16 protein-coding genes are annotated in these 21282 nt (G+C 55.7%); 10 read left to right on the top strand and 6 right to left on the bottom strand.

The annotated features are described in order from the left end of the window. Window positions 1–68 precede the first annotated feature (68 nt). From V7787_RS26220 to V7787_RS26235, 4 genes are all read left to right on the top strand, one after another. Window positions 69–350, top strand: a complete 282-nt coding sequence (locus tag V7787_RS26220; RefSeq protein ID WP_336090146.1) for a hypothetical protein — start codon at window positions 69–71, stop codon at window positions 348–350. Beyond that, entirely contained in the window at window positions 347–631 is a 285-nt protein-coding gene (locus tag V7787_RS26225; RefSeq protein WP_336090149.1) for a DUF3077 domain-containing protein, read from the top strand. Before V7787_RS26220 ends, V7787_RS26225 begins: the two co-directional genes overlap by 4 nt. Continuing rightward, a complete protein-coding gene (locus V7787_RS26230; protein ID WP_336090151.1) occupies window positions 628–3528 on the top strand; it encodes a DUF927 domain-containing protein in 2901 nt (966 codons plus the stop codon). Before V7787_RS26225 ends, V7787_RS26230 begins: the two co-directional genes overlap by 4 nt. An 87-nt stretch (window positions 3529–3615) precedes the next feature. Continuing rightward, complete coding sequence (locus V7787_RS26235; RefSeq protein ID WP_336090153.1) at window positions 3616–4494, top strand: hypothetical protein; 879 nt, start codon at window positions 3616–3618, stop codon at window positions 4492–4494. 219 nt (window positions 4495–4713) lie between these two features. Here V7787_RS26235 and V7787_RS26240 read toward each other — a convergent pair whose 3' ends face one another. The 3 genes from V7787_RS26240 to V7787_RS26250 all read right to left on the bottom strand — a co-directional run bounded on the left by V7787_RS26240 (window position 4714) and on the right by V7787_RS26250 (window position 11003). Beyond that, a complete protein-coding gene (locus V7787_RS26240; protein ID WP_336090155.1) occupies window positions 4714–8595 on the bottom strand; it encodes a hypothetical protein in 3882 nt (1293 codons plus the stop codon). A 779-nt stretch (window positions 8596–9374) separates the two neighbouring features. After that, window positions 9375–10085, bottom strand: coding sequence for an NYN domain-containing protein (locus tag V7787_RS26245; RefSeq protein ID WP_133970200.1), 711 nt, complete (start codon window positions 10083–10085; stop codon window positions 9375–9377). A 237-nt stretch (window positions 10086–10322) separates the two neighbouring features. After that, window positions 10323–11003: a site-specific integrase gene (locus tag V7787_RS26250; protein WP_336090159.1), complete on the bottom strand. Its 681-nt coding sequence runs from the start codon at window positions 11001–11003 to the stop codon at window positions 10323–10325. A 1225-nt stretch (window positions 11004–12228) separates the two neighbouring features. Here V7787_RS26250 and V7787_RS26255 point away from each other — a divergent pair. The 4 genes from V7787_RS26255 (at window position 12229) to V7787_RS26270 (ending at window position 15562) form a co-directional block, all read left to right on the top strand. Next, window positions 12229–13629, top strand: a complete 1401-nt coding sequence (locus V7787_RS26255) for a PAAR domain-containing protein (RefSeq protein WP_266023759.1) — start codon at window positions 12229–12231, stop codon at window positions 13627–13629. Continuing rightward, window positions 13622–14011: a hypothetical protein gene (locus V7787_RS26260; RefSeq protein ID WP_064492822.1), complete on the top strand. Its 390-nt coding sequence runs from the start codon at window positions 13622–13624 to the stop codon at window positions 14009–14011. Before V7787_RS26255 ends, V7787_RS26260 begins: the two co-directional genes overlap by 8 nt. A 424-nt stretch (window positions 14012–14435) precedes the next feature. After that, entirely contained in the window at window positions 14436–14819 is a 384-nt protein-coding gene (locus tag V7787_RS26265) for a hypothetical protein (protein WP_081273280.1), read from the top strand. A 515-nt stretch (window positions 14820–15334) separates the two neighbouring features. Beyond that, complete coding sequence (locus V7787_RS26270) at window positions 15335–15562, top strand: hypothetical protein (RefSeq protein WP_014755271.1); 228 nt, start codon at window positions 15335–15337, stop codon at window positions 15560–15562. A 63-nt stretch (window positions 15563–15625) separates the two neighbouring features. On the opposite strand, the gene V7787_RS26275 is transcribed toward V7787_RS26270, so the two are convergent. Then, window positions 15626–17011 carry a GntT/GntP/DsdX family permease gene (locus V7787_RS26275; RefSeq protein ID WP_198747361.1) on the bottom strand — a complete coding sequence of 462 codons (1386 nt, stop codon included), beginning with the start codon at window positions 17009–17011 and terminating at the stop codon, window positions 15626–15628. 425 nt (window positions 17012–17436) lie between these two features. Here V7787_RS26275 and V7787_RS26280 point away from each other — a divergent pair, with 425 nt between their 5' ends. Next, window positions 17437–18366, top strand: coding sequence for a malate dehydrogenase (locus V7787_RS26280; RefSeq protein WP_198747362.1), 930 nt, complete (start codon window positions 17437–17439; stop codon window positions 18364–18366). A 105-nt stretch (window positions 18367–18471) separates the two neighbouring features. Here the strand turns inward: V7787_RS26280 and V7787_RS26285 are convergent, their stop codons facing one another. Both V7787_RS26285 and V7787_RS26290 read right to left on the bottom strand, forming a co-directional pair. Continuing rightward, a complete protein-coding gene (locus V7787_RS26285) occupies window positions 18472–19293 on the bottom strand; it encodes an amino acid ABC transporter permease (RefSeq protein ID WP_003247513.1) in 822 nt (273 codons plus the stop codon). Further along, on the bottom strand, window positions 19290–20111 hold the full coding sequence (locus tag V7787_RS26290) for an ABC transporter substrate-binding protein (RefSeq protein WP_003247511.1): 822 nt from the start codon (window positions 20109–20111) through the stop codon (window positions 19290–19292). Before V7787_RS26290 ends, V7787_RS26285 begins: the two co-directional genes overlap by 4 nt. 119 nt (window positions 20112–20230) lie before the next feature. Between V7787_RS26290 and V7787_RS26295 the strand changes: the two genes are divergently transcribed. Then, window positions 20231–21115, top strand: coding sequence for a homocysteine S-methyltransferase family protein (locus tag V7787_RS26295; protein ID WP_198747363.1), 885 nt, complete (start codon window positions 20231–20233; stop codon window positions 21113–21115). Window positions 21116–21282: the final 167 nt, after the last annotated feature.

Genomic DNA, 21282 nt, shown 5'->3' on the forward strand with positions numbered 1-21282 from the left:
ACTCGTCTTGCCCGTTACAACGACCATATGGCCAAAGCCCGCGCCCTGGAAAGTACAGGGGGGGCGCAATGAGCACTTCTCTGACTATGGCCCTTCCCGAAGATATCCTCGCTGTTCCTAAACAGACTGATGCCGGTATTCCAGTCGATGCCATCACTTGCGCGGTAGAGCGTGCGAACGCTGTTCTGCTGCTGCTAGAAGATCAGTTCGAATGTGACGCCCCTCGCTTGGCAAACTGCGTGATCGCCGCTGCCCTGTGGGACGTACGCGGGACGCTGGGGCTGATTCGCACCTTGGTGATTCATGCTGACGAATCTAGCCGTCGCTCGGTATCTGGAGGTGCGCAATGAAGGCCTCTTTGGTGATCAACACCGCCGGCGGCGCCACCTTTGCCAATTGCAACTCGCAGGGTTCACCGCTGTTCCGTGTTAATGCCGGCGTTTCTTGTGAGGAAGCGCTTGAGCAAGCCTCTCTTCTGATGGACTGCATAAATAAGCTCACTCTACGAGGCGGGATGGAAAATGAGAATGGTACGGTAGTTTGGGCTGCTCATTATCTCGGGGAAATGGCTAAAGCCCTCATCGATGACGTCGCCACAGGGCTTCAAGCTGCCCAAGGCGGTGGCGCATGAGCGGAACAAAAGTCAACAGCCGTCGCCCTACCTTTGCACAGGTCAAAGCTGAGGCGCTGCGTCAGATCGACCGAGTGCTCTCGCACTGGCTGCCGAACGGAAAGCGTGTAGACGGTGGTAAGGAATACACCGCACCAAACCCGACCAGAAATGACAAGCACGCTGGCTCTCTGAAGATTAGCCTGACGAAGGGCACGTGGGCTGACTTTGCAACGGGTGACAAAGGCGGCGATCTGATCGACCTAGTGCGCTATCTCGAAAGCTCGTCTGACTTTGATGCATGCCAGAAGCTGGTCGAGTTTCTGCGTATTGATCCTCGTACCGCGATCCCGGCTCAGCCGGTTAAAAAGCCAGCAACTGCTGAATGGCAGGCGGTATTACCGATCCCCGCTGAGGCGATGACCAAATGCCCAAGCAAGCACCGACAGCATGGGGCTCCGTCGAAAGTTTGGTGTTACCGCAATGGCCAAGGCGAGCCCTTGATGGTTCTCTATCGATTCGATGTCGCCGGTAGTCCAGAAGAACCCGCCAAGAAGGTATTTACGCCGCTCACGTGGTGCATGCGTGGCGCGCAGGGTCCGGCTCAATGGCGCTGGCAGGGGCTAGCTGGGCCACGACCATTGTTACGCCTGGACGAGCTGGATAAGAAGCCAGACGCTCCAGTGATTCTGTGCGAGGGCGAGAAGGCCGCTGATGCAGCGCAGGTGCTTCTGCCCAGTCACGTGGCCACCTGCTGGCCAAACGGCTCCAACTCTTGGCACAAGGCGGACTTCACCCCGTTGCAGGGACGTGAGGTGCTCTTGTGGCCCGATAACGACGACAGCGGCGCCAAATGCATGCAGGCGATAGCCACCAAGCTGGCGGAAATTGGTTGTGTAGTTCAAACCATCGAGCTAGCGGTGTTTAAGCGCAAGCCTGTGCTCAAGGGCGAAACACCGAGCTTCACCAAAGGCGGCCGATGGGGTGACGGTGATGACGCCGCCGACGCACTGGAGAAAGGGTGGACTGCTGCGCATTTCGCATTGCTTGCTAGCACTGGAGAGCTGGTCGGCGGCTCGAACCAGAGCGCTCAATCGGTTGAGGAATTGGTTGATGCGAGGCCAAGCAAAGCAGAGAAAGTGAAGTCTCGCCATAGTCGGGAACTACTCCCGACTGGCTTCCGCTTGACAGAAGAAGGCGTGTTCTACGCCACTGAAGATGGTGAGGCACGTCCCGTATGTTCGCCCCTTGAGATTCTCGCGCGCACCCGCGACGAGAAGGGACACAACTGGGGACTTCTGGTCGAGTTCGACGACCCCGACGGTGAAAAGAAGCGTTGGAACATCCCGGCGCGCACTATGACCGGCGATTTCGGCAAAGACGTGTTGGGTCCACTGGTCGACATGGGGCTGCGCCTGGCCGGCTCTAGGTCAGGCAGGCATGCGCGTAACGACCTGCAGAGCTATCTGCAGGGTTTTGATAGCTCGCAGCGCGCACGACTGGTTACCCGTTTGGGCTGGCACAACAACGCATTCCTGCTGCCTGATCGTCAGATCGGTCAGCATGGCGAGCACCTGCATTTCTATGACGCTGGAGCCCAACTCCCGCCAATCAACGAGGCGGGCACCCTAGAGCAGTGGCAGAGCCAGATCGGCGCTCTCTGTGTCGGTAATCATCGCTTGGCGTTTGTGGTCAGCACGGCCTTTGCCGGCCCCTTGCTTCATCTGCTGGGACACGAGTCCGGCGGTTTTCACCTTTATGGTGACAGTTCCGGTGGGAAGACCACGCACTTGCAGGTAGCCGCGTCGGTTTACGGCGGACCACGTTTGGTACGGTCATGGAGGTCGACCGACAACGCGCTTGAGTCAATCGCTGCAGCGCACTCTGATGGACTGTTGATCTTGGATGAAATCGGCATGTGCGACGCTCGCATTATCGGCGAGACCGTCTACATGCTCGGCAACGGCACCGGTAAAGCCCGGGCGAATGATCGAGGACAAGCAGGCCGTACCGTACAGGAATGGCGCCTGCTGTTTCTTTCGACCGGTGAGAAGACGCTGGCGCAACACATGGCTGAAGCCAACAAAGAGCTCAAGGCTGGCATGGAGGTTCGCATGCTGGCGGTACCGGCGAACGCCAGCAAAGGGTTAGGGATGTTCGACACCCTGTGTGGATTTGAAGATGCCGCGACGCTCTCCGATGCACTCAAGCTGCGGGTGAGCAAGTTCTACGGCACGCCGCTCACAGCATTCCTGGAGGCCCTTTGCGCTCCCGGCAAGCTTCCCGGTCTGGTTAGCATCATGCGTCGTACTGTCGAGCAGTTCATCGCACAGAACCTTCCGGCGTCTGCAAGTGGGCAGGTCCAGCGTGCTGCTCTGCGCTTCGGCCTGGCCGGCGCAGCGGGCGAGCTCGCCACTGCTTTGGGCGTGACCGGCTGGCCTGACGGCGCTGCACTCACGGCAGCTCGCGTTTGTCTGCACGCCTGGCTGGCGGAGCGCGGCGGTGCTGGGAACATGGAGGGGGAAGCCATCATGGCTCGCCTGCGACAAATCATAGAGCGCTTCGGTGAGAGCCGGTTCACACGGTGGGAGTCCATCGCCGCGAAGATTGATGAGCATGGCCCTCGCACAATCGACCGTTTGGGCTTCCGCAAAACAATGGAGCACGGCATGGGCGACACCATGCATACGACCATCACGTATTACGTGCTCCCGGAGGCGTGGCGATCTGAGGTGTTCCGGGGAATGAACATCACGGCCGTTAATCGCGAGCTGATAGAGCGAGGTGTTCTACAGAGCGGTAAGGATGGAAAGGCGTCCTGCACTGTGAGGCTGCCTGGCATGGGAATGCAGCGCTGTTATGTGGTGCTCAGTGAGCCGAGCACCGAGAGTCCGCTGGCTGAGACGGCGGCTGCCTAAAAGCAGCCCTTGCACGTGAGGCATACGCCGGCGTGTCCGGCCTCGCCAGCCACTTACCCCACACCTCAACTCTAGGAAAACAGATCAATGAAAAGCCTCGAACAACTGAACACTGAACGCAGTCAACACCAAGCGGCCCTCCATGAACTAGAACAGCAAATCACCCAATGGGAAGTGCATTTGGAGGACCCAGATTTCGCTGAATCGCCGAACGGACAGAGCCTTAAGATTCCTCTCCAAGAAGCGAGATCGAAAGTCGATAACGTCGAGTATAAAATTTCGGTTATCGATCAGGAAATTGCATGGTTCGATCGGAAAGCTAACAGCTCCGCATTGATGGCTGACTACAAGGAAACCATGAGCAACTGGGCAACCGATAAGGCGGACCTAGAGGGTAAACGGAGGGTTCTGAATACTCGGCTGGCGGAAACCAAGAGCCAGTCCGAGAAGCTCATCGCTGATGCTCGTCAGGCTGAAGAAGAGGCCGCACGGGCCTATGCTCAAGCCGTTGCTTGGAGCGATGATGAGGGCGAGAAAAAGGCCGCTGATGACGCGCAGAAGGCTGCCAAAGCTTTGAGTTCAGCGATGGAGCATCAGCGGCGCCAAGGTTTGCTGATCACTGCCATGGAGCAGGAAATCGAAACGATCGACGCGCATATCAAAGAGGCTGCAGACGAAGTCCTGAAGGCCGAACGCTCTGCAGTAGTAATAGCTTTGGAACGCTTGGAAGAGCAGTGGGATGCGTCGGTTAAGGAACTTCTTGATCTGGGCGCCAAGCTATATGCAGCGAAACGCTATATGGGGCGCGAGCAGATGGCATTTCATCGTTTCTATGTTGGTAGTCAACTAGAGAGCTTTAAAAGTTGGGAGGAAAGTGACTTGGCTGGTATGAGTTATCGTTACTCTCCTGCCGAAATTATCGATATAAATATTCCGAGTCTCGATCCGTTAGTTGAGAGCTTTTGAATAATATGTGTCCGAAATGGTTAGTTGTGATTGGTGCGTATTTACACTGACCAAGGGTGCCCGTCAGTAGGTGTCGTCAATCTCCTTGGTAATTAGGTTTGGGTGATGCGGAAGATGTAAGCGACTGGATATCTGGGACATCGATTACGACTTAAGCCGTGCAGAAATTATTGATCTCTGTACTGGCTTAAGTCGTATGCTTGTGTGGTCTTTATAGAATTACAGTCTGAATCCGATGTCACGATTTTCTTCGTCGTGCCGAGCGCGCTCAATTGCACGTAGAAGAGAGTGTCGAGTCTGGACTGCCCATCGACGTACAGCAGGGTTAGTAATAATTTTGGCTAGAGCTTCTAGTCGTTCAACTATAGGGTTTAATTTATTAGCATAGGAGCCCCACCAGCTACCTGTTGTGAGTCGGGAGATAAGGGGTGTCAATTCCTCGGCATTGCTAATGTGTCGCTCAAGAAATATAACGAACTTTGAGTTCCAATGTCCGGTTGACTCGTTATCTTCAAAGATTTTAATCCAGCTCAATATCACAGGTAGTCTTTGGCTTTTATCCTCCAGCATCCATGGTTCGATGATGGCTAAGGGCATATAGTCTAATACCCCTCCTTCAGCAGGGTTTCCTATATCTGTTCCATATAATGTCGCAAGTCTGTGTTTCTTTTTAGGGGATAGTTTTAAGCGTTCTGTATATTCCATCCAAACGATCTCAGGGTGGGCGTCAATCATTTTTTTCAATATGTCTCGTGCATATTCACGGAAGGAAAGCTGAACGCTGTAGTCCGGTATATCAATCATTGATGTAATGAACTGGGTCAGGTCTCGTCCAAAGTTGGGATCAAGGAAGTCATCCTCGAATAGTTTTTTGGTGAGCTCTTTCCAATGGTACGCGTCCATGTGCCCAAACTGTTCTTTCAGTAAAAGGTTAGGGTTGATGACTGCGGATTTAATAAGGAGCGCTTCTGTAGCTGCAAGTTTTTTATTGTTGTGCAGGAAATAAGTAAGGAAGTCTACGGCTGCCCAAGCCCCTTCCGCTCCTGAAGCGATTAGCACATCAATAAGCTCAGTGATTAGTTTGCTGGATACACTCTTCATCTCCGCCACATGACCAAGTGAATTGGCGCTCCAGGGTGACATGTCGCCTACACGCAGACGATCGATCAGTAAGCCGAAAAGCCTATCGTCCACTCCAACGGAGGAAATCAGGTCGGCAGTGTAGGGTGAAAGTTCTTTTCTGCTTAAAATTATTTCGAGTTGCAGGCGGGCTACTTCTCCATTGACTTTATTGATGCCATAGAGAATGCTACGAAGCATTGAAGCTGTAGTGTGAAGCCCATTTTCATCTCCCAAAAAACCAAGGGTGTATGCAACGAGGTTGTGGGGGTCTGTTACATGCATTGCAATTCGAGTCAATGTGGAGCCGGCGTTATGGTAAGTGTCTTCAGTAAATGCCTTTACTGTTGACTCGAAGTAAGCGCTCTCCATGGGCGAGGTTGTAATTAAGCTTTCAATCATTCTGTCGGCGTAATAGTAATCGTTTTCACCGTCTTCTTTGTAAGGAACATCTGGGTCATGAAGTTCAACTCGCCAGCCGGCGCTATATATTAAAATTCGTTCCAGGTGTTCGCTGGGCATCAGGTCGTCGTAAAGGGTGCGTAGCCGATTTATATATTCTTGTGGGGCGGACTTTCGATCAAAGTATAGCCAGTCACTAACGGCGGATAGCCCACGATGCCAGCGCGGATGAGCCGCTCGGATGCCGTTAATTGTTTCCAATATATCTTCGTAAATTGCCGGGATACTAAACAACCCGCGAAGGTGATTGCCGATATGGTTGATTGCTGTGGCTTGGAGAGGGTCTTTGTTGTTAAGTGCAATATCTTTTAAGCGAACTAGAGCAGAGCGGTAGTAATCGAATATTTCACCGTAAGTCTTCGGCTGCCAGTCAGAAAGTGGCTCTGATGTCCCGATTCGCTCTTGTCCACCCGATCTTGAGAAATGATCGGTATACAGCATGTTTTCCAGAGCATCAACACATATACTTCGTATTCTCAAGTCCTCACTTAGTAGGGCGTTGTCTAAAAGCGCTAATTTGCAAGGTGGCTCAGCCTCAGTGCCAGAGAGGTGTAGTTTGTAAAGCGATTTGAACTGGCCGCTTGAATTGTTGCCCCAGCTTTCATTTTCGGCTGCACCTAGTTTAAGCAGCAATGCTGCAGCGTCTGTAAAAGTTTCCTTTCTGAATGCCAGCTTCTCAAGCGCCCAGACTGTGTGGCGTCGCCCTGAACTGAAGTCCAACAATTCATCTAGCGTTTGGTCTCCAAGTAAGTTGTTCAAATGCTCCATGACTCGGTCGGGAGCAAGGTGAACGAATCGGTCTAGCAACATTGAGCCATGTTCTGTATTAAGATCGCTTTGAGTTGGCAGAAGTTCGCCGAGAAGTCGTTCTGCTGCGCTATTTACCTCTGTTGACCACGAAACCCAGCGCAAACGTCCAGCAAGGCGAAGTTGAAGTGTTGGGCTTATTTCACGAAACAGACGCTCAAGAGTTCCTCTAGGCATTGATGCTAACCAACCATTAGCAAGTCGCATCGCAAGTGGAATGGGTTGCACATGTGCATAGTCTCCTAGGCGCCCCACAATACCCCTGTCCCGAAAGCTGCTTAACAAGCGAAACATAGTTTGGGGTTTCATGTCGATGAACTCGGAAGCTTCATTGAGCTCTTTGCTTGGCTCATTTTCGACGCCGAGGGCAGTAAAGAGACTTAGAGTTTGAAGCGCAAATAATGCATCCTGATCTTGTTGCTTTTCTCCCCATACGATGCGATCGACAAGCGCTTCAGCAGATGATAATTGCTCGTCTCCGTTTCTGGCGGCATGAGCAGCCAGGACCGCCATACTTGGAAATCCTTGGGCTAGTTCGCGCACAAAATGGTTATCGCTTAATGTGCTCTCGCCTGAAATGTCACTGGCTATACCTTCTATCAGTTCGTCTGATGCTTTTTTTAATTCAATTACTAAGTTTCTGTCGAGCGAGTCAGATTTGGTTTCTACACCTATTGTTAGTAGGATGCTATTAGCTTTCCCACGGCCCATTGCCTCCCAAAGTCGAGTATGGACTTCATCAGGGCAATCATCGACGATTAGAATGCACGGGGATCCTGATAAGGCAATCTCCCGTGCAATGTTGACGATAATGTGCTTTACATCATCATAGAATACATGAACGATTTGCCTGGGGTCGAGATAGTCTCCAGATCTTTCACTACCAAATAAAGCATGTGCGAGTCTTGTCTTGCCGTAGCCAGAAGGGCCTATAATACGAATCGTTCGGCCATAGGCTTTGAAGAACTCCTCTAGAGATGTCCGTAAGGTCTCGACACTTTGAAGGTCTTCCAGATCTTCTCGGTCTTTCTTCCATGCGCGAATAGGAGCTCCGCGCATTAAAAGGCGTTTCTCTCCAATGCATTGGAATTTCGTTTCAGTGATATTAGGGTGCAATGACCATTCGTCATAGTTTCGAAAACCGTGTAGGTGTATCTCGCTCAGCGTTGAGTTAAGCCACAACGCCACAGAGGGGTGAGTAGTTGTCCATGTAGCAAGTTTATTCGCATCGATAATGTCAATGGCGGAAAGTTTAGAAGGGTCTCCACCTGCTTCACGGATACCTTGCTTCACCGCTTCGATGCGACGTGTAACTTTCACTCCTACGACAGGGCTTCCAGTGATTACTATATACGCGCCCTCGTTTTTTATCGTCTCGGCTAGCGCCTCGTTAATTTCCCTCGTCTTACCTTTTCCTTGAGATGCTTTCGTCCAAGTTTCTTCTTTGAGGCTGGAAGGGGAGGGGGCGCTTTTCTTGCACTGAAAAATTGTATAGCGGTGTGGGATGAAGTCTGTTTTTAATGGTCCATCAGACCATGAAACGCGACCATCTTCCCCGCCATCGGCGATGGTTATCTGGGCCGGTGCTGTGCCAGACCCAAGGGGGATCCCATTTTTTTTAAGTTCAGCACTTATGAGCCTCCGTAGTAAATCTACTAATTCAAAATCCTTGAGCCTAATAATTTGATCCGCTGTAGCTTCGAAAATCTTCATAGACTTATCCCCTCTCCTTGATCAAAGTATGTTTTTGCTTTACGCCTACTATAATATTGTTGGCAGCTATAGATTGGCGGAGTAATTAGAGTTGGCCAGGTAACGATTTCGGCCTAAAGGCTTTTCGAGGTAATCCCTTACCCTTGCCTGATCTGGGTACGGAAAAAGGGGCCTGACGAGCCCTCTGAACACGTTTTAGATTGCAGTTGTGGTGGTGTGGTTTACCAACATCCATATGCTCTGCGACGCTAAAAGCGTGCCGTTGCATTTATTTCTCTCCGGCGGGTAAACCGATGAAATCGACTATGCCCAGCCAATGCTAGTTGATGACTGCATCCCAGCAAGCCAGCGGGGCCGCCATTGCAAGCGTTCCAAATCGTTGCTTGCAGAAAATGATTACCCCGCTGAGGCCTTCTGCCGGTGCTGCGACCAATATCGAGTCAAACCCATCATAACGGTGCACTCCATCAATCCTAAGCCCTGGCTCAGGTTACCGAAATTTTTAGCTGTACAATTATCGACAGCGCAACTTCATCCAGCGGCAGGTTCGCTGGCTGAACATAGGACCGCCTCATTGTCTGAGCTTCAATAGCTTACAAGAAGCTACGGCGTGATGGTCTAGAGAGCTTGCTCCATGCGCCGTCTTCGGCTCTTTCATCCAGATAGAGCCTAGCCTACGTCTTATCGCGTCGAGCCGATCAATGGTCAGACTTTCGGAGAGAGGCGCACGAAGCTCACTTACATTTGTGTCCGGGGCATTCCGTTCCCCAGCCTTCCATTTAGGCCTTCATTCGAATGTAAATGTGGAGAACCTCGCCAGAGGGCACCTCTTTCACTTCGATGTAGGGCACGTCGCGCACCAGCGTGCTCAATTTGGCAAAGCCATAGTTTCGTGGATCAAACGAGGTGTGGTTTTTTTGGATGTAGCTACCCACTGCCGACAGCGGCGCGAAACCGTTCTCGCGCGCTTTGGCCTCGATAGCTTGGGTCAGAATTTCCTTGAGGTCAGGCAGGTCTTCGATGGCCACTGGCGCCGCATTCTGGGCTGGCTTTTTGAGCACTTCGAAGAACACGAACTTTTCGCAGGCGGCTCTGAAAGCTTCAGGAGCCTTACGTTCGCCAAGTCCGTACACATGCTTGCCGGCCTCTCGTAAACGTGTGGCAAGCCGTGTGAAGTCGCTGTCACTCGAAACGATGCAGAACCCATCCACGTTTCCGGCATATAGCAAATCCATGGCATCAATGATGAACGCCGAATCTGTCGAATTCTTGCCCTGGGTGTAGGCGAACTGTTGAATAGGTTGGATCGCATGTTTGTGCAGGTGGTTTTTCCAACCCGACAGGTTGGAGGTGGTCCAGTCGCCATACGCGCGCTTGACGGTAGCAGTCCCTAGGGTTGCTACCTCCTGCAAAAGCTCTTGGACCACGGACGAACTGGCGTTGTCAGCGTCGATAAGCACAGCCAAGCGAAGACTTTCAGACAGACTCATGGAAAGAGGTCCTTTTCAATTAGTCAAGCAGTGAGCCCGCTTTACTGCTGCGAGCGTTATGGCACATGGCTGGACGATCGTGTCCTTGATGCGCGTTTGAGCATTTTACCTGCTCGATCCTGGGCGCCGTGGATTGTGCCCCTCCTACGGCATGGGCCTCACGTTCGACAGCAGGGGGTGGGTGTGCATGGGGCAATTCCAGTGCAAAGATGGATCCAATGAACACTACTGATGTCGCTATGCCAGTGCAACCTCGAATGCATGCCGGACCGTCGCTTGGTCAACGGCCAAATAAGGCTTGCTGTGATCAAGACTGGAATGGCCAAGAATAGTCTGCACCGTCTCAACATCTCCTGTTGCCGCCAGCACCTTGGCCGCCAGGGAGCGCCTGCCGCTTTGAGAAGATCCCAGCTTGATACCTGCCTGCCGGTAAAGCCTGCTGATGGTCTGCTGCAGCGAATCACAAGCCCGGTACACCTTTGGTCCCCCCTCCAGTTCACGGTGCTTGAACGCCAGTTCAAAGGCATGGCCCTTGTGTGTAGTGACCAGTTTCGAATTTGGGCGTAGACCTCGGTATTCGTCAGTACCGGAAAGCGCCCAGCGGCGCCGCAAGCGGATTGTGATCCACGCTTCCAAGGCGGCGACGCATCCTGGATGGGTCAGGTACACGTTGCGCGGTCGGCAGCCCTTTGTGATGGCTGCGCGCAGATACACCTCGGGTTTAATAGCCCCGCTGGGATACAGCACGTCTGCGACTTCCAGCAAGGCCAGCTCGGTAACGCGAACGCCAGTCGTGTGTGTTAGCCATATAAGCATCACGTCGCGCTCTGGTAGGCGGCCAGTCACGGATGCTACGCGGATCAGGTGCTTGAACTGTTCTGGGCGAAGGGATGTTGCTCGGCGGATGGGTGTAGTCATGGGGTTCTCTGTCAGGATTGGTGACGAATCGCTAACGATCCTGAGAGAGTTGGTAGGCGGCCTCCTGTACAGCTTACAGGCCGACATGCCGTGGTGTTAACGGCAAATAGAATGGTAACGACCTATTGTCAGTGCTCAGCAATAGAACCTCATTATCGGTGGTTACACCGATCCGACCGCTACACTGCAAGGCACGAGCGGCCAAGCTAGCGTGTAACTATGCTTTAGGCCTTTAAAATCAATAGATTAGTAGTGCTGGTTACACGGATTACACCTGTTACACCGCTGGATAGAGTTGGCTAGCTAGAAACCCCATGCCCCTATATGTTCACGCCTTCAGCGGTACAGGTAGTCCCGATCTCCCGTTTTCTGTAACCAGCCGGGGACCCTGGGAGTATGCGCAACATACGGGGCTGGGAACCCGCGCTTTCTTGTTAGCGGGAGCGTTCACAGCTTAGTGAACTGCTTCACTGGGTGAACCCACCCAAATGATTGGTTAACCCTCGAATTATCTTGCCAACTGCAAGAATGAGGCTTCGCTTGCAGTCAGCTCATTGATCCCAGCAGGAGTGTTGCGGTGCATTAACCGCCAAGGGCTCGAGCCGCCTCAATGCCGCGTGGGGTTAGCAGGCCGGCATACTCCCTACGAGGCCTGATGTTACCGGCCTGCATCCTCGTGATTCGGTAGCATCCGTAACCTTTCGCCCACAGTTGCTCAAAAATTTCCGCATTGGACTCGATGAATGTCCTCTCGAGTTCCTGGCCTTCCTCATGCATCTTCAGCAGTGTGCGCAGCATGGTGTTGAGATTTTGGGGCGTGGTAGTCATATGGCAGTGCTCTGGGTTGGGTTCAGCTAATCCTAGACGGTCTCCCGGCTTCGACTCCGGTGAGGTGACTTTTGCTTTAGGGATACATTTAGGGATACGGCTTCATGCGATTAGCTAGATTCCCCTGTAGATACTGGTCATATCGTCCACTGTTTGATTCCTGTCTCCGGCACCAGAATCAGTTGGCCTATGGCGATTTCTCGCTACCTGGCACCAATAGAAGCCCGCCTTGTGCGGGCTTTTTTGTTCCCGCTGTCCCGTTCTCAAACCGCTAGGTCGTGCCTAGTCCTAAATCCGCGTTGCTTGTAGGAATCGTCTCGTTGGCTGCTCGAGGCCTCATTTGCCCCTTCTTAGCTGTTAGGTTCTTTCGCTCCTACAGTTCGCAAGGGACTCTGAAATGCGCGTCAGTCTGGATGGGCTTGGCCAAGCAGTAGACGGTGATGTGACCACCACAGGTGCGATTTGCATCGCCACCGGGGAAGGTTACCTCGACGAGGGACGAATGGTCCTGAGGATGGGGGATCCCACCACACCTTGTCCACTTTGCGGGCTGGAAGGAAAGGTCGTCGAAGGGGTGTGGCACTTCATCTCGGATGGCCAGCCAGTCGCGATGGATGGCGCGTTAGTTGATTGCGGTTGCCCAGAGGGTAGCAACCGGGTGGTGGCGCCTTTAGGGGAAATGCCCCCGCCGCGGCTGCCGGTTGCCGTACGCACTAGCCTCACACCCACTGGCCCTGGGAGCTCTAGCGCTTTGGCAGGGGCTTCGCCCGCCATGGTTGGCGGGTTGCCTGGGCAGATGCAGCCGGGATTCTATGTGGTGCCCCGGAGCATGTCGTTCCCGCAGATTCTGTTGGAGCTGGCTAGCCATGATTCGACCTTGCCCATTTCGTACCTGCAACGCCTGAACCCGACTTTCGAACAGGGGTTCAAGGCAGGGGAAATCTTCGTCATCGGCGATCCGGATAACGGTTATGCCTGCACCCAGGAGGAGGGCCAACTCATGGCGGCCGCCGAGCGCGCGCGACGTTCCTTGGCTGTACTCGATTTTGCCGAGTCAGATTTCATGATGGAGTATCAGGCTGAAATTGCCGGACTGCTTAGTGACGCCAGTCTCTCCATGGGTGTGGGTAAGGACATGATGGACCACGGCCTCCGGCAGCTTCGCAGCACACTTGGCAACATCGAGCGTTTGCATCAGCAAGAATTTCTGCGCCATGGCCATCTGAATAGCCCATCCTTCTTCGCCGAACGACGGCTGTTATTGGAACAGCTAGATGGTCAGCTGAAGGCGACTTTTCTAAATAAACATCTGAATCTAGGGGCCTACGAGCGGCTGAAGAAAAGCTTGAATATCTCGACCAAGAGCCTTGTGCATCATTGGTCGAAAGCCGGTGGGCCAGGGCAGATTCCTGGGTACGCCACATACTTGGACAAAGTGGCGAAGCTTAGTAAGTACCTTCGGTATGGTGGGCATGTCGGAATTGGCTTAGGTGGTACATCTTCCTATCTGAAAGTCCAAGAGGCCTGCCGTGCAGGGGAAACCGAAGGCTGCAAAAAAATTCGTTTGTTTGAGGCAGGTGCTTTCGCTGGGGGGCTGGCGGGAGGGATCGTGGGTGGCAAGATTGCTGGGATCACTGCGCTCGCTGTATGTGGGGTGTTCTCTGCTGGTACCGCGGGTTTCGGGGCGCCGGTATGTGGCATTGCGCTGGTCGGGGGAGGGGCTTTTGCTGGGAGCATCGCCGGTGCGGAGGGCGGTGAGCAAATGGGCGAGCTGATCTACGAATCACATTATGACTGAGTTCGAGAGTTGGCCCGTGTGGCTGAAGTGGATAATGCTGGCGTGTCCGTTCGTGATCGCGTTGGCCGGTGGTGCGGTCAGTGCATTCATCGCGGGTACAAGAAATTTCACTGTTGCAACCTCGGCTATCCAAAGTCATCCCGGCCTGGAGCAAATGAAGCTGTTTTTGGGCACGCGGCGCTTTGGCGCTCGGTGGCTGCTGATAACGTTTCTTTGTGGAATACTCACTTGGCCTGGCGTACATATGCGCCGAGGGCATCTGGACATCGAAGAACTAGAAAACTTCCCTGCAAAACTTAAGTTGGCTCTACAGGTATCCACGTGGCTGACGGCCTTTGGCTTCGCTTGGATGTGGGTGACCTATGGATTCATCAAGGCGTGAACGTTGATGCCACGGCGGTCGTAGCTCTCACTGGATCCTTCGCAAGTCCCGATTCGATTCCACTGAAAGCCATAAATAGCTGATTTGTTTATAGATACCCTATGAGGTACGTCTATAAAACCACCAAATTCCAGCCCCGTGAAAACCGGGCCCTGACGCCCAACAACCGTCCGTCTGTCTCCGCACCAATTCAGCGTTCACTGAGAGCGACCAAAATCTCTAGACCCCCTTAAACCCGCTTTTTCGTGGTTTGTTCATTACGGAATTCCGTTGAAATTCGGCAACTGCCAGCCATTTTTTGGGGGGACGTCCGGCAGAAATTCGACGCGACTCCTGGCTCAAATACCTCACTCCAGTGCCGTTCTGTTGCAGCCGTGGTAGTAAGCGTCTTAGTCTCGGCATCCCACATTGAGAATACACCGCCATGGAAAGCACCTTCGCCCAAGTCAAAGACCGGCTGCACAATCGTCGTTTCGCGGTTGCCAACAATACTCAGGGGCTGTCAGGTACTGGTACGGTTTTCCATTACCAGGTCGAAGGTATTGCTATCACCAGCACCTACCAGGGTGGCCGAATCCGTACCGGCCACCAGATAGGCCGGGTAACTGGCCTCGATACTATCGAACTGCTTTACCACTGCATCACTCATGACGGCGAAATTCTCGCCGGATGGTCACGTGGCCGGGTAGGGGTGGATGATGCAGGGCGCACCACACTTCATTTCGTATGGGGTTGGTTGTCGGGGGCACAGGGAGGTGGAGAGTCAAGCTACGTTGAAGTCGAAACCACGGCTGCTCTGGCAGGTTAGCGATTAATCCTTAGCTCATTGCTACAGGCGCAGAAGTCATTGGTTTTTAAAGGTTGTCATCCTATCGGCGCGATTCATACGTTATTCGTAGACGTTTCCTACAAGTTACCCTATTGCCCGACCAACCAATGTGAGGCTAAATCTCTCCGTCACGGTAAATCCCGTGACCGGGCGTAGGAACCCGTTGGTAAACTTGGCGCACGCACTAGGCGCCCCTGCATCACAGCTGGCGCTTTTTTTGCGTCTGCCGTGCTGTGTCATGGCGGCTGTGTGTGGGCAGGCTTCGGCCTGGCCGGGTTTCCAAGTTTCCCGGTATTCCTACCCCGCACACAGCTGTCACCCAATCCCGTAGGAAGGATCGTGGCAGCTCCAACTAAAACTTGGAGCCTCATGCATGCTTATCTCAAGTCCAAGCAGGACCCTCGCATCCGTTCTCCCCCGCCGTTCCTCAACGGCCCTCAGCTACGTCACCCTCAACCAACCCCGCTTCGTCTCCACCCAACCGGAGGCCCGCCATGTCTGACCAAGAACGCCTCTCCACCATCCAAAGCTACGCCTGGACCCTGGAACTGCTAGGCGAGGCCCTGGTCCAGCACGACGAAATGCTCGAGTGCGAACACAACCCGCGGCTGAGTTTTCGCAACACGGCCGGTATCCATCAAGCGATCCGGATCATCAGCCGGTTGGCCAGTGAGCAGTGTGGGAAGGTAATGGAACGAAGCGAGCAGGATCTGCAGCGTTAGGCCAGATCGTTGCTCGAGGGGGGGCCAGATTGGGGCTGCTGCGCAGCCCCCGTTGACTCGAGTTCAACCTATGGTGATGGCCGCATTCAACATCAACACCACCATCAGCCCGACCACCGCCACGATGGACTGCACCACCGAAATGGTCTTGGTGGCTTCGCCCATGGTCATGCCAAAGGATTCTTTCACCATCCAGAAGCCTGCATGGTTCGCATAGTTGAAGAACAGCGAACCGCAGCCGATGGACAAGGCCAGCAAAGGCAGGTTTAGGCTGGGGTCTGCACCTGCCAGCGGCGCCAGCAAGCCGGCAGCACCCACAATACCGACCGTGGCGGAACCGGTAGACACCGAGAGCAGCATCGCGATCAGCCACCCCAGGATCAGGGGAGGGAAGGCAGATTGCTGGGTCAGGTGCACAATGGCATCGCCAACCTTGGCGCTGGTCAGCATCTCCTGGAAGGCACCGCCACCGGCAATGATCATGATGATCGAGGCGATCGGCTTGAGGCTTTTGCCCAGCGCATCGCGCAGCTGTTCGGCGTCGCCGCCGCGCGCAAGCACCAGGCTGGCGCCGGCGAACAGCACGCCCAGCAGCATGGCGATCAGCGGGTTGCCCAGGAAGCTGGCCAGTTCCAGCAGCGCATTGCCTTTGGGCAGCAGCATCTCGGCAACGGCATGCACCAGCATCAGGATGGCCGGCAGCAATGCGGCCAGCATGCCGACCATTACCCCGGGGCGGGGTTGGCCATCGGCTTTATCAGCCAGTGTGAACTGGTCCAGCAATGCCTGATCGGGCCGCGTGTTCATGCGCGGTGAAATGAACATGCCGTACAGCGGGCCGCCCAGGATCATTGCCGGAATGGCGGCAAGGAAGCCATAGAGCATGGTGGGCCCAACCGAGGTCTTGAGCACGGCGATGGCGGTCAAGGGGCCTGGGTGCGGCGGTACCATGCCGTGCATGGCGGCAAGCGCCGAAATGACCGGCACACCTACATACACATACGCCGAGCCTTTGAAGCGCGCCTTGCTTTCCAGTTTGCGCGCCACGCTGAATATCAGCGGCAGCATGATCACCAGGCCGACTTCGAAAAACATGGGGATGCCAATGACGAAGGCAACCAGCATCATGGCCCAAGGGATCATGCGGTCGGAGGTGCGCTTGAGGATGACATCCGCGACCTGCTCCGTGACGCCAGCGTCAGCCAGGATCTTGCCGAGCATCGCACCCAGCGCAATCACCACCCCCACTGCGCCCAGTGTCTTGCCGGCGCCGGTGAGCAGGTGGGAGACGATGCTGCCTGGCGCCATATGCGTCGCGAAGCCCACGCCAATGGACACCACCAGCAAGGCCAGCAGCGGGTGCATTTTCAGGCGCGAAACGATGAGCGCCACCAGCACCAGAACACTGGCCAATGCTGTCAGTAATAGCTGTATATCTAAGGGAGTCATTCAAGGAGTCTCGGTTGGGCTGGCGTGCACTCAGGGTTTGAAGGCGTGACGGGCGTTTCCACGGGGCATGCCAGGTGGCTGCCGTTGCGGCTGCTGCTGCGGTTTCGAGGAAGGGAACGCGGCTTTGCGCTAGCTGCCGCTCACAGGCGGGCGCCTGGTAACGGAAGATGGGCAGCATGGAGGCGTGGCGCTCAGGCCGGCGGGTGGTGGTGTGGCGACGGGGCACTTGGGCAGTATGTTCATCGATTGATTCACCTTGTTGTATGGTCATCTATATGAATCTGGCCAAAGTATTCGCGCTGCCGTGGAATACTGTCAAGTGAAGGTAGTCGCATCATCTTGGGTGGCCATTTGGCCCCGGCAGGCAATACTTCTCTCTATACGCAGGCGTGTTCCTGGTGGCGCGCGCCGCTGGGAGGTGTCTGGTGAACAAATTAACGATTGTGGGTGCCGGCCTGGTCGGCGAGGCGGCGGCGCAGATCATCGCCCGGGATGAGTTGTGCCGTGAGCTGGTGTTGATGGACGTGCAGGGTGAACTGGCGCAAGGCAAGGCGCTGGACGTTTGGCAGGCGGCGGTGGATTCAGGTTCCGATACCCATGTTCACGGCGGGGCCAAAGCCGAGATGCTGGAGGGGTCCGAGCTGGTGGTGATCACGGCCGGCGTGCCGCGCAAGCCCGGCCAGTCGCGCCAGGATGTATTGAGTACCAACCTGCCAATCCTCGACAGCATCATGGCGGACATCAAACACCACGCGCCGACAGCGACGGTGCTGGTGGTGTCCAACCCGGTCGATGTCCTCACCTATCGCGCTTGGAGCGTCAGCGGGCAGGGGCGCGACAAGGTGTTTGGGCAGGCGGGGGTGCTGGATACCGCGCGCATGAAGTGTTTTATCGCTGAGCAAACTGGGTTTTCTGCACGGGATATCACGGCGCTGGTGTTGGGCGGGCATGGCGACAGCATGGTGCCGCTGATGCGCTACTGCCAGATTGGCTCGGTGCCGTTGTCGCACTTCTTGTCCGATGAGCAGATCGAGCAGATTGTCGAACGCACACGTAAGGGCGGCGGCGAGATTCTGGGGTTGAAGAAGATGGGGAGCGCTTGCGATGCACCGGGCGTGGCCATTGCGCAGATGGTCGATGCGATCGCCAATGGGCGGAACCGTATTTTGCCGGCGGTGGCGATTCTTGAGGGCGAGTATGGGCGAACGGATATCGCCATGGGTGTGCCCTGCGTACTGGCAGAGAAGGGGCTTGAGCGGATTATCGAGTTGCCGCTGGATGCGCAGGAACAGGCGATGTTCGACCACTCGGCAGACCAGGTGGCGCGGGATATTGCCGAGATGAAAGCTTTGTGAGCAGCAAAGCGGCTTCAGTTGACGCGGTCGATGCAGGAGCGCCCTGGTGGCGCTCCTGCACGTCGTGCCTGCGTAGATGATTTTGCAAGGGCCGTGTGGCAGCCCTCAGCGCTGATAAGCCTTGCCAAAATGCCGTTCCAGCCGCGCCTGCAGCAGTTCCAGCAGTATCGACAGCACCCAGTAGATCACGGCTGCGGTGGTCAGCATTTCCAGGTAGCGATAGCTCGAACGCCCATACGACTGCGCCAGAAACATCACCTCCCAAACCCCCATCACGGAAATCAGCGACGAATCCTTGAGCATCGAGATGAACTGGTTGGCGGTGGGCGGAATGATCACCCGCATGGCCTGGGGCAGGATGATGTGGCAGAAGATCTGCGGCGTGCGCATGCCCAGCGCCAATGCTGCTTCACGCTGCCCACGGGCCACGCCGAGGATGCCGGCGCGGAAGATTTCGCTCAGGTAGGCGCCGTAGTTCAGCGACAAGGCAATGATGCCGGCGCTGATGGCGCCGGGTACCAGGCCCACCTGCGGCAGCCCCAGGTAGATCAGCAGAATCTGGATCAGCAGCGGCGTGCCACGGAAGAACGAGGTGTAGAAGCTGGCCACACCCACCAGCACCGCGCTGTTGGATAACCGTGCCAGCGCGGCGGCAAAGCCGAGCAGCACGGATACCACCATCGAGCACAGGCACAGGAACAGGGTCAGTGCGGCGCCTTGCAGAAAACCATTGGGCCCCAGCTTGAAACCGGCCAGGTTGGGAAACTTCTCCAGAATGATGGCGAACTTCAGGTCAAAGCTGAGGAAGAAGGCGACAAACAGCCCGAACAGCGCCAGCCAGGTCAGCAGTAACCGGGTGCGAAAGCCGAACAGGCCGGCGCCCGCAGGCTTTGCCACGGGCTTGGGGGAGGGAGGGAAGGTGCTCATTTGCTGATGTCGGCGCCAATCCATTTCTGCGACAGCTTGGCCAGGGTGCCATCAGCCTTCAGCTCGGCGAACACCTGGCGTACCTTGGCATCCCACTCAGGGTCGCCTTTTTCGATGGCCACCGCGTTGGGCTCTTCATACAGCGGCGCACCGGCCAGCTTGAAGCGCTTGTCTTGCTGCAGGCGCGGCTGCGCGGTCACCAGGTTGGTAATGATGGCGTCCAGGCGCACGCCAGTGCCCAGGCCCAGGTCCTGGAAGGCGACGTTTTCAGTGTCGTAGGGCGCAGCCTGCACGAAGTCGAACGGGTAATCGATCTTCTGGTCTTCCTTGCCTTCAATGACCAGGTTCTTGTTCAGGTAGCTTTCGTAGCTCGATGCACTGATCGAACCCACCTTGCGGCCTTCCAGGTCTTTGGCGCCATGGATGCGCTCATCCGAGGCATTGACCACGATCACGGCGGGCGATGCGTAGTACTCCACGGGGAAGTCGAACACCTCGGCGCGCGCCTTGCTCGGGGTCATCGAGCAAATGCAGATGTCGTAGCGCCCGCTCCAGCGGCCAGCGGCAATCACGTCCCAGGACGGTGTTTCCAGGCGCAGTTTGACGCCGAGCTTGTCGGCCACTGCCTTGGCCACGTCCACGTCGTAACCGTCGAGCTGGTTGTGGTCATTGAGGAAGGAAAACGGCGGGTAGCTTTCCATCAGCACGTTGACCATTTCCTTGCGCGATTCAACCCGCTCCAACGTGGCGCCAGCAAAGGCTTGGGTGGCAGTTGCGAGCAGTACAAGGCCCGCACCCAGCAGAGAAGAAAATCGCATGTACATACCTGATATGTTGGGCAAATGGGTGATAGGGTATTTAATAGTTATAACCGCCAATCCCCATAATGAATTTTATTCATAAGAACCTTCAGAGAAGTTATATGGCAGAGCGAACGATGGTAATTCTGGACGGCGGCATGGGCCGAGAGCTGCAGCGCAGTGGCGCACCGTTTCGCCAGCCCGAGTGGTCGGCGCTGGCGCTGAGCGAGGCGCCGGAGGCGGTCGTGGGTGTGCATGCAGCCTTCATTGAGGCGGGTGCGCAGGTCATCACCAGCAACAGCTATGCGGTAGTGCCGTTCCACATCGGTGAAGAACGCTTTGCCGCCGAAGGGCGACAGCTGGCCCATATCGCAGGCCAGCTTGCGCGGCACGCGGCAGATAGCGGCGCGCACCCGGTCAGGGTGGCCGGTTCGCTGCCGCCGCTGTTCGGGTCCTACCGCCCAGACCTGTTCCAGCCCGAGCGTGTGGCAGAGGTGCTGTCCCCGCTGCTCCAGGGCCTGGCCCCGCATGTTGACCTGTGGCTGGCCGAAACCCAGAGTTCCGTGGCCGAAGTGCGGGCCATTCATAGCCATTTGCCGGCAGACGGCAGGCCGTTCTGGGTGTCCTTCACCCTGCAGGACGAGGACGTCGACGAGGTTCCGCGCCTGCGTTCCGGTGAACCGGTGGCCGAAGCCATCGAAGCCGCAGTCAGCCTGGGCGTGGCTGCGGTGTTGTTCAACTGCAGCCAGCCGGAGGTGATAGGCGCCGCCATTGATGTCGCGCGCTCGGTCATCGAGCGACACAACGCCGAGATTGCCATCGGTGCCTATGCCAACGCCTTCCCGCCGCAGCCCAAAGAAGCCACTGCCAACGATGGCCTGGACGAACTGCGCGAAGACCTCGATCCGCCGGGTTACCTGGCATGGGCCAAGGACTGGCGTGCGCGTGGTGCCAGCATGGTCGGCGGTTGCTGTGGCATCGGCCCGGAGCATATCGCCGAGCTGAAGCGCAACCTGGCCTAAGCGCCCACATGGCCGGGCGGCTTTTGCAGCGCCCGGCCCGCAGCCATTAAAAAAAACGCCAGTCAGACCCGGATTCCATCGTTTTTCAGGCCCCCGCCATCTCCCTATAGTCCGCTGAAGGCCGATGCTGCATCGGTGTACACAACTCAGCTGGGCGGGAACCGGAT

The sequence above is a fragment of the Pseudomonas sp. CGJS7 genome, from assembly GCF_036961695.1.

Excerpts from the sequence above, each read along its gene's own strand:
- V7787_RS26220 (WP_336090146.1), top strand. The coding sequence starts at position 69 with ATGAGCACTTCTCTGACTATGGCCCTTCCCGAAGATATCCTCGCTGTT.
- V7787_RS26225 (WP_336090149.1), top strand. The coding sequence starts at position 347 with ATGAAGGCCTCTTTGGTGATCAACACCGCCGGCGGCGCCACCTTTGCC.
- V7787_RS26230 (WP_336090151.1), top strand. The coding sequence starts at position 628 with ATGAGCGGAACAAAAGTCAACAGCCGTCGCCCTACCTTTGCACAGGTC.
- V7787_RS26235 (WP_336090153.1), top strand. The coding sequence starts at position 3,616 with ATGAAAAGCCTCGAACAACTGAACACTGAACGCAGTCAACACCAAGCG.
- V7787_RS26240 (WP_336090155.1), bottom strand. The coding sequence starts at position 8,595 with ATGAAGATTTTCGAAGCTACAGCGGATCAAATTATTAGGCTCAAGGAT.
- V7787_RS26245 (WP_133970200.1), bottom strand. The coding sequence starts at position 10,085 with ATGAGTCTGTCTGAAAGTCTTCGCTTGGCTGTGCTTATCGACGCTGAC.
- V7787_RS26250 (WP_336090159.1), bottom strand. The coding sequence starts at position 11,003 with ATGACTACACCCATCCGCCGAGCAACATCCCTTCGCCCAGAACAGTTC.
- V7787_RS26255 (WP_266023759.1), top strand. The coding sequence starts at position 12,229 with ATGCGCGTCAGTCTGGATGGGCTTGGCCAAGCAGTAGACGGTGATGTG.
- V7787_RS26260 (WP_064492822.1), top strand. The coding sequence starts at position 13,622 with ATGACTGAGTTCGAGAGTTGGCCCGTGTGGCTGAAGTGGATAATGCTG.
- V7787_RS26265 (WP_081273280.1), top strand. The coding sequence starts at position 14,436 with ATGGAAAGCACCTTCGCCCAAGTCAAAGACCGGCTGCACAATCGTCGT.
- V7787_RS26270 (WP_014755271.1), top strand. The coding sequence starts at position 15,335 with ATGTCTGACCAAGAACGCCTCTCCACCATCCAAAGCTACGCCTGGACC.
- V7787_RS26275 (WP_198747361.1), bottom strand. The coding sequence starts at position 17,011 with ATGACTCCCTTAGATATACAGCTATTACTGACAGCATTGGCCAGTGTT.
- V7787_RS26285 (WP_003247513.1), bottom strand. The coding sequence starts at position 19,293 with ATGAGCACCTTCCCTCCCTCCCCCAAGCCCGTGGCAAAGCCTGCGGGC.
- V7787_RS26290 (WP_003247511.1), bottom strand. The coding sequence starts at position 20,111 with ATGCGATTTTCTTCTCTGCTGGGTGCGGGCCTTGTACTGCTCGCAACT.
- V7787_RS26295 (WP_198747363.1), top strand. The coding sequence starts at position 20,231 with ATGGTAATTCTGGACGGCGGCATGGGCCGAGAGCTGCAGCGCAGTGGC.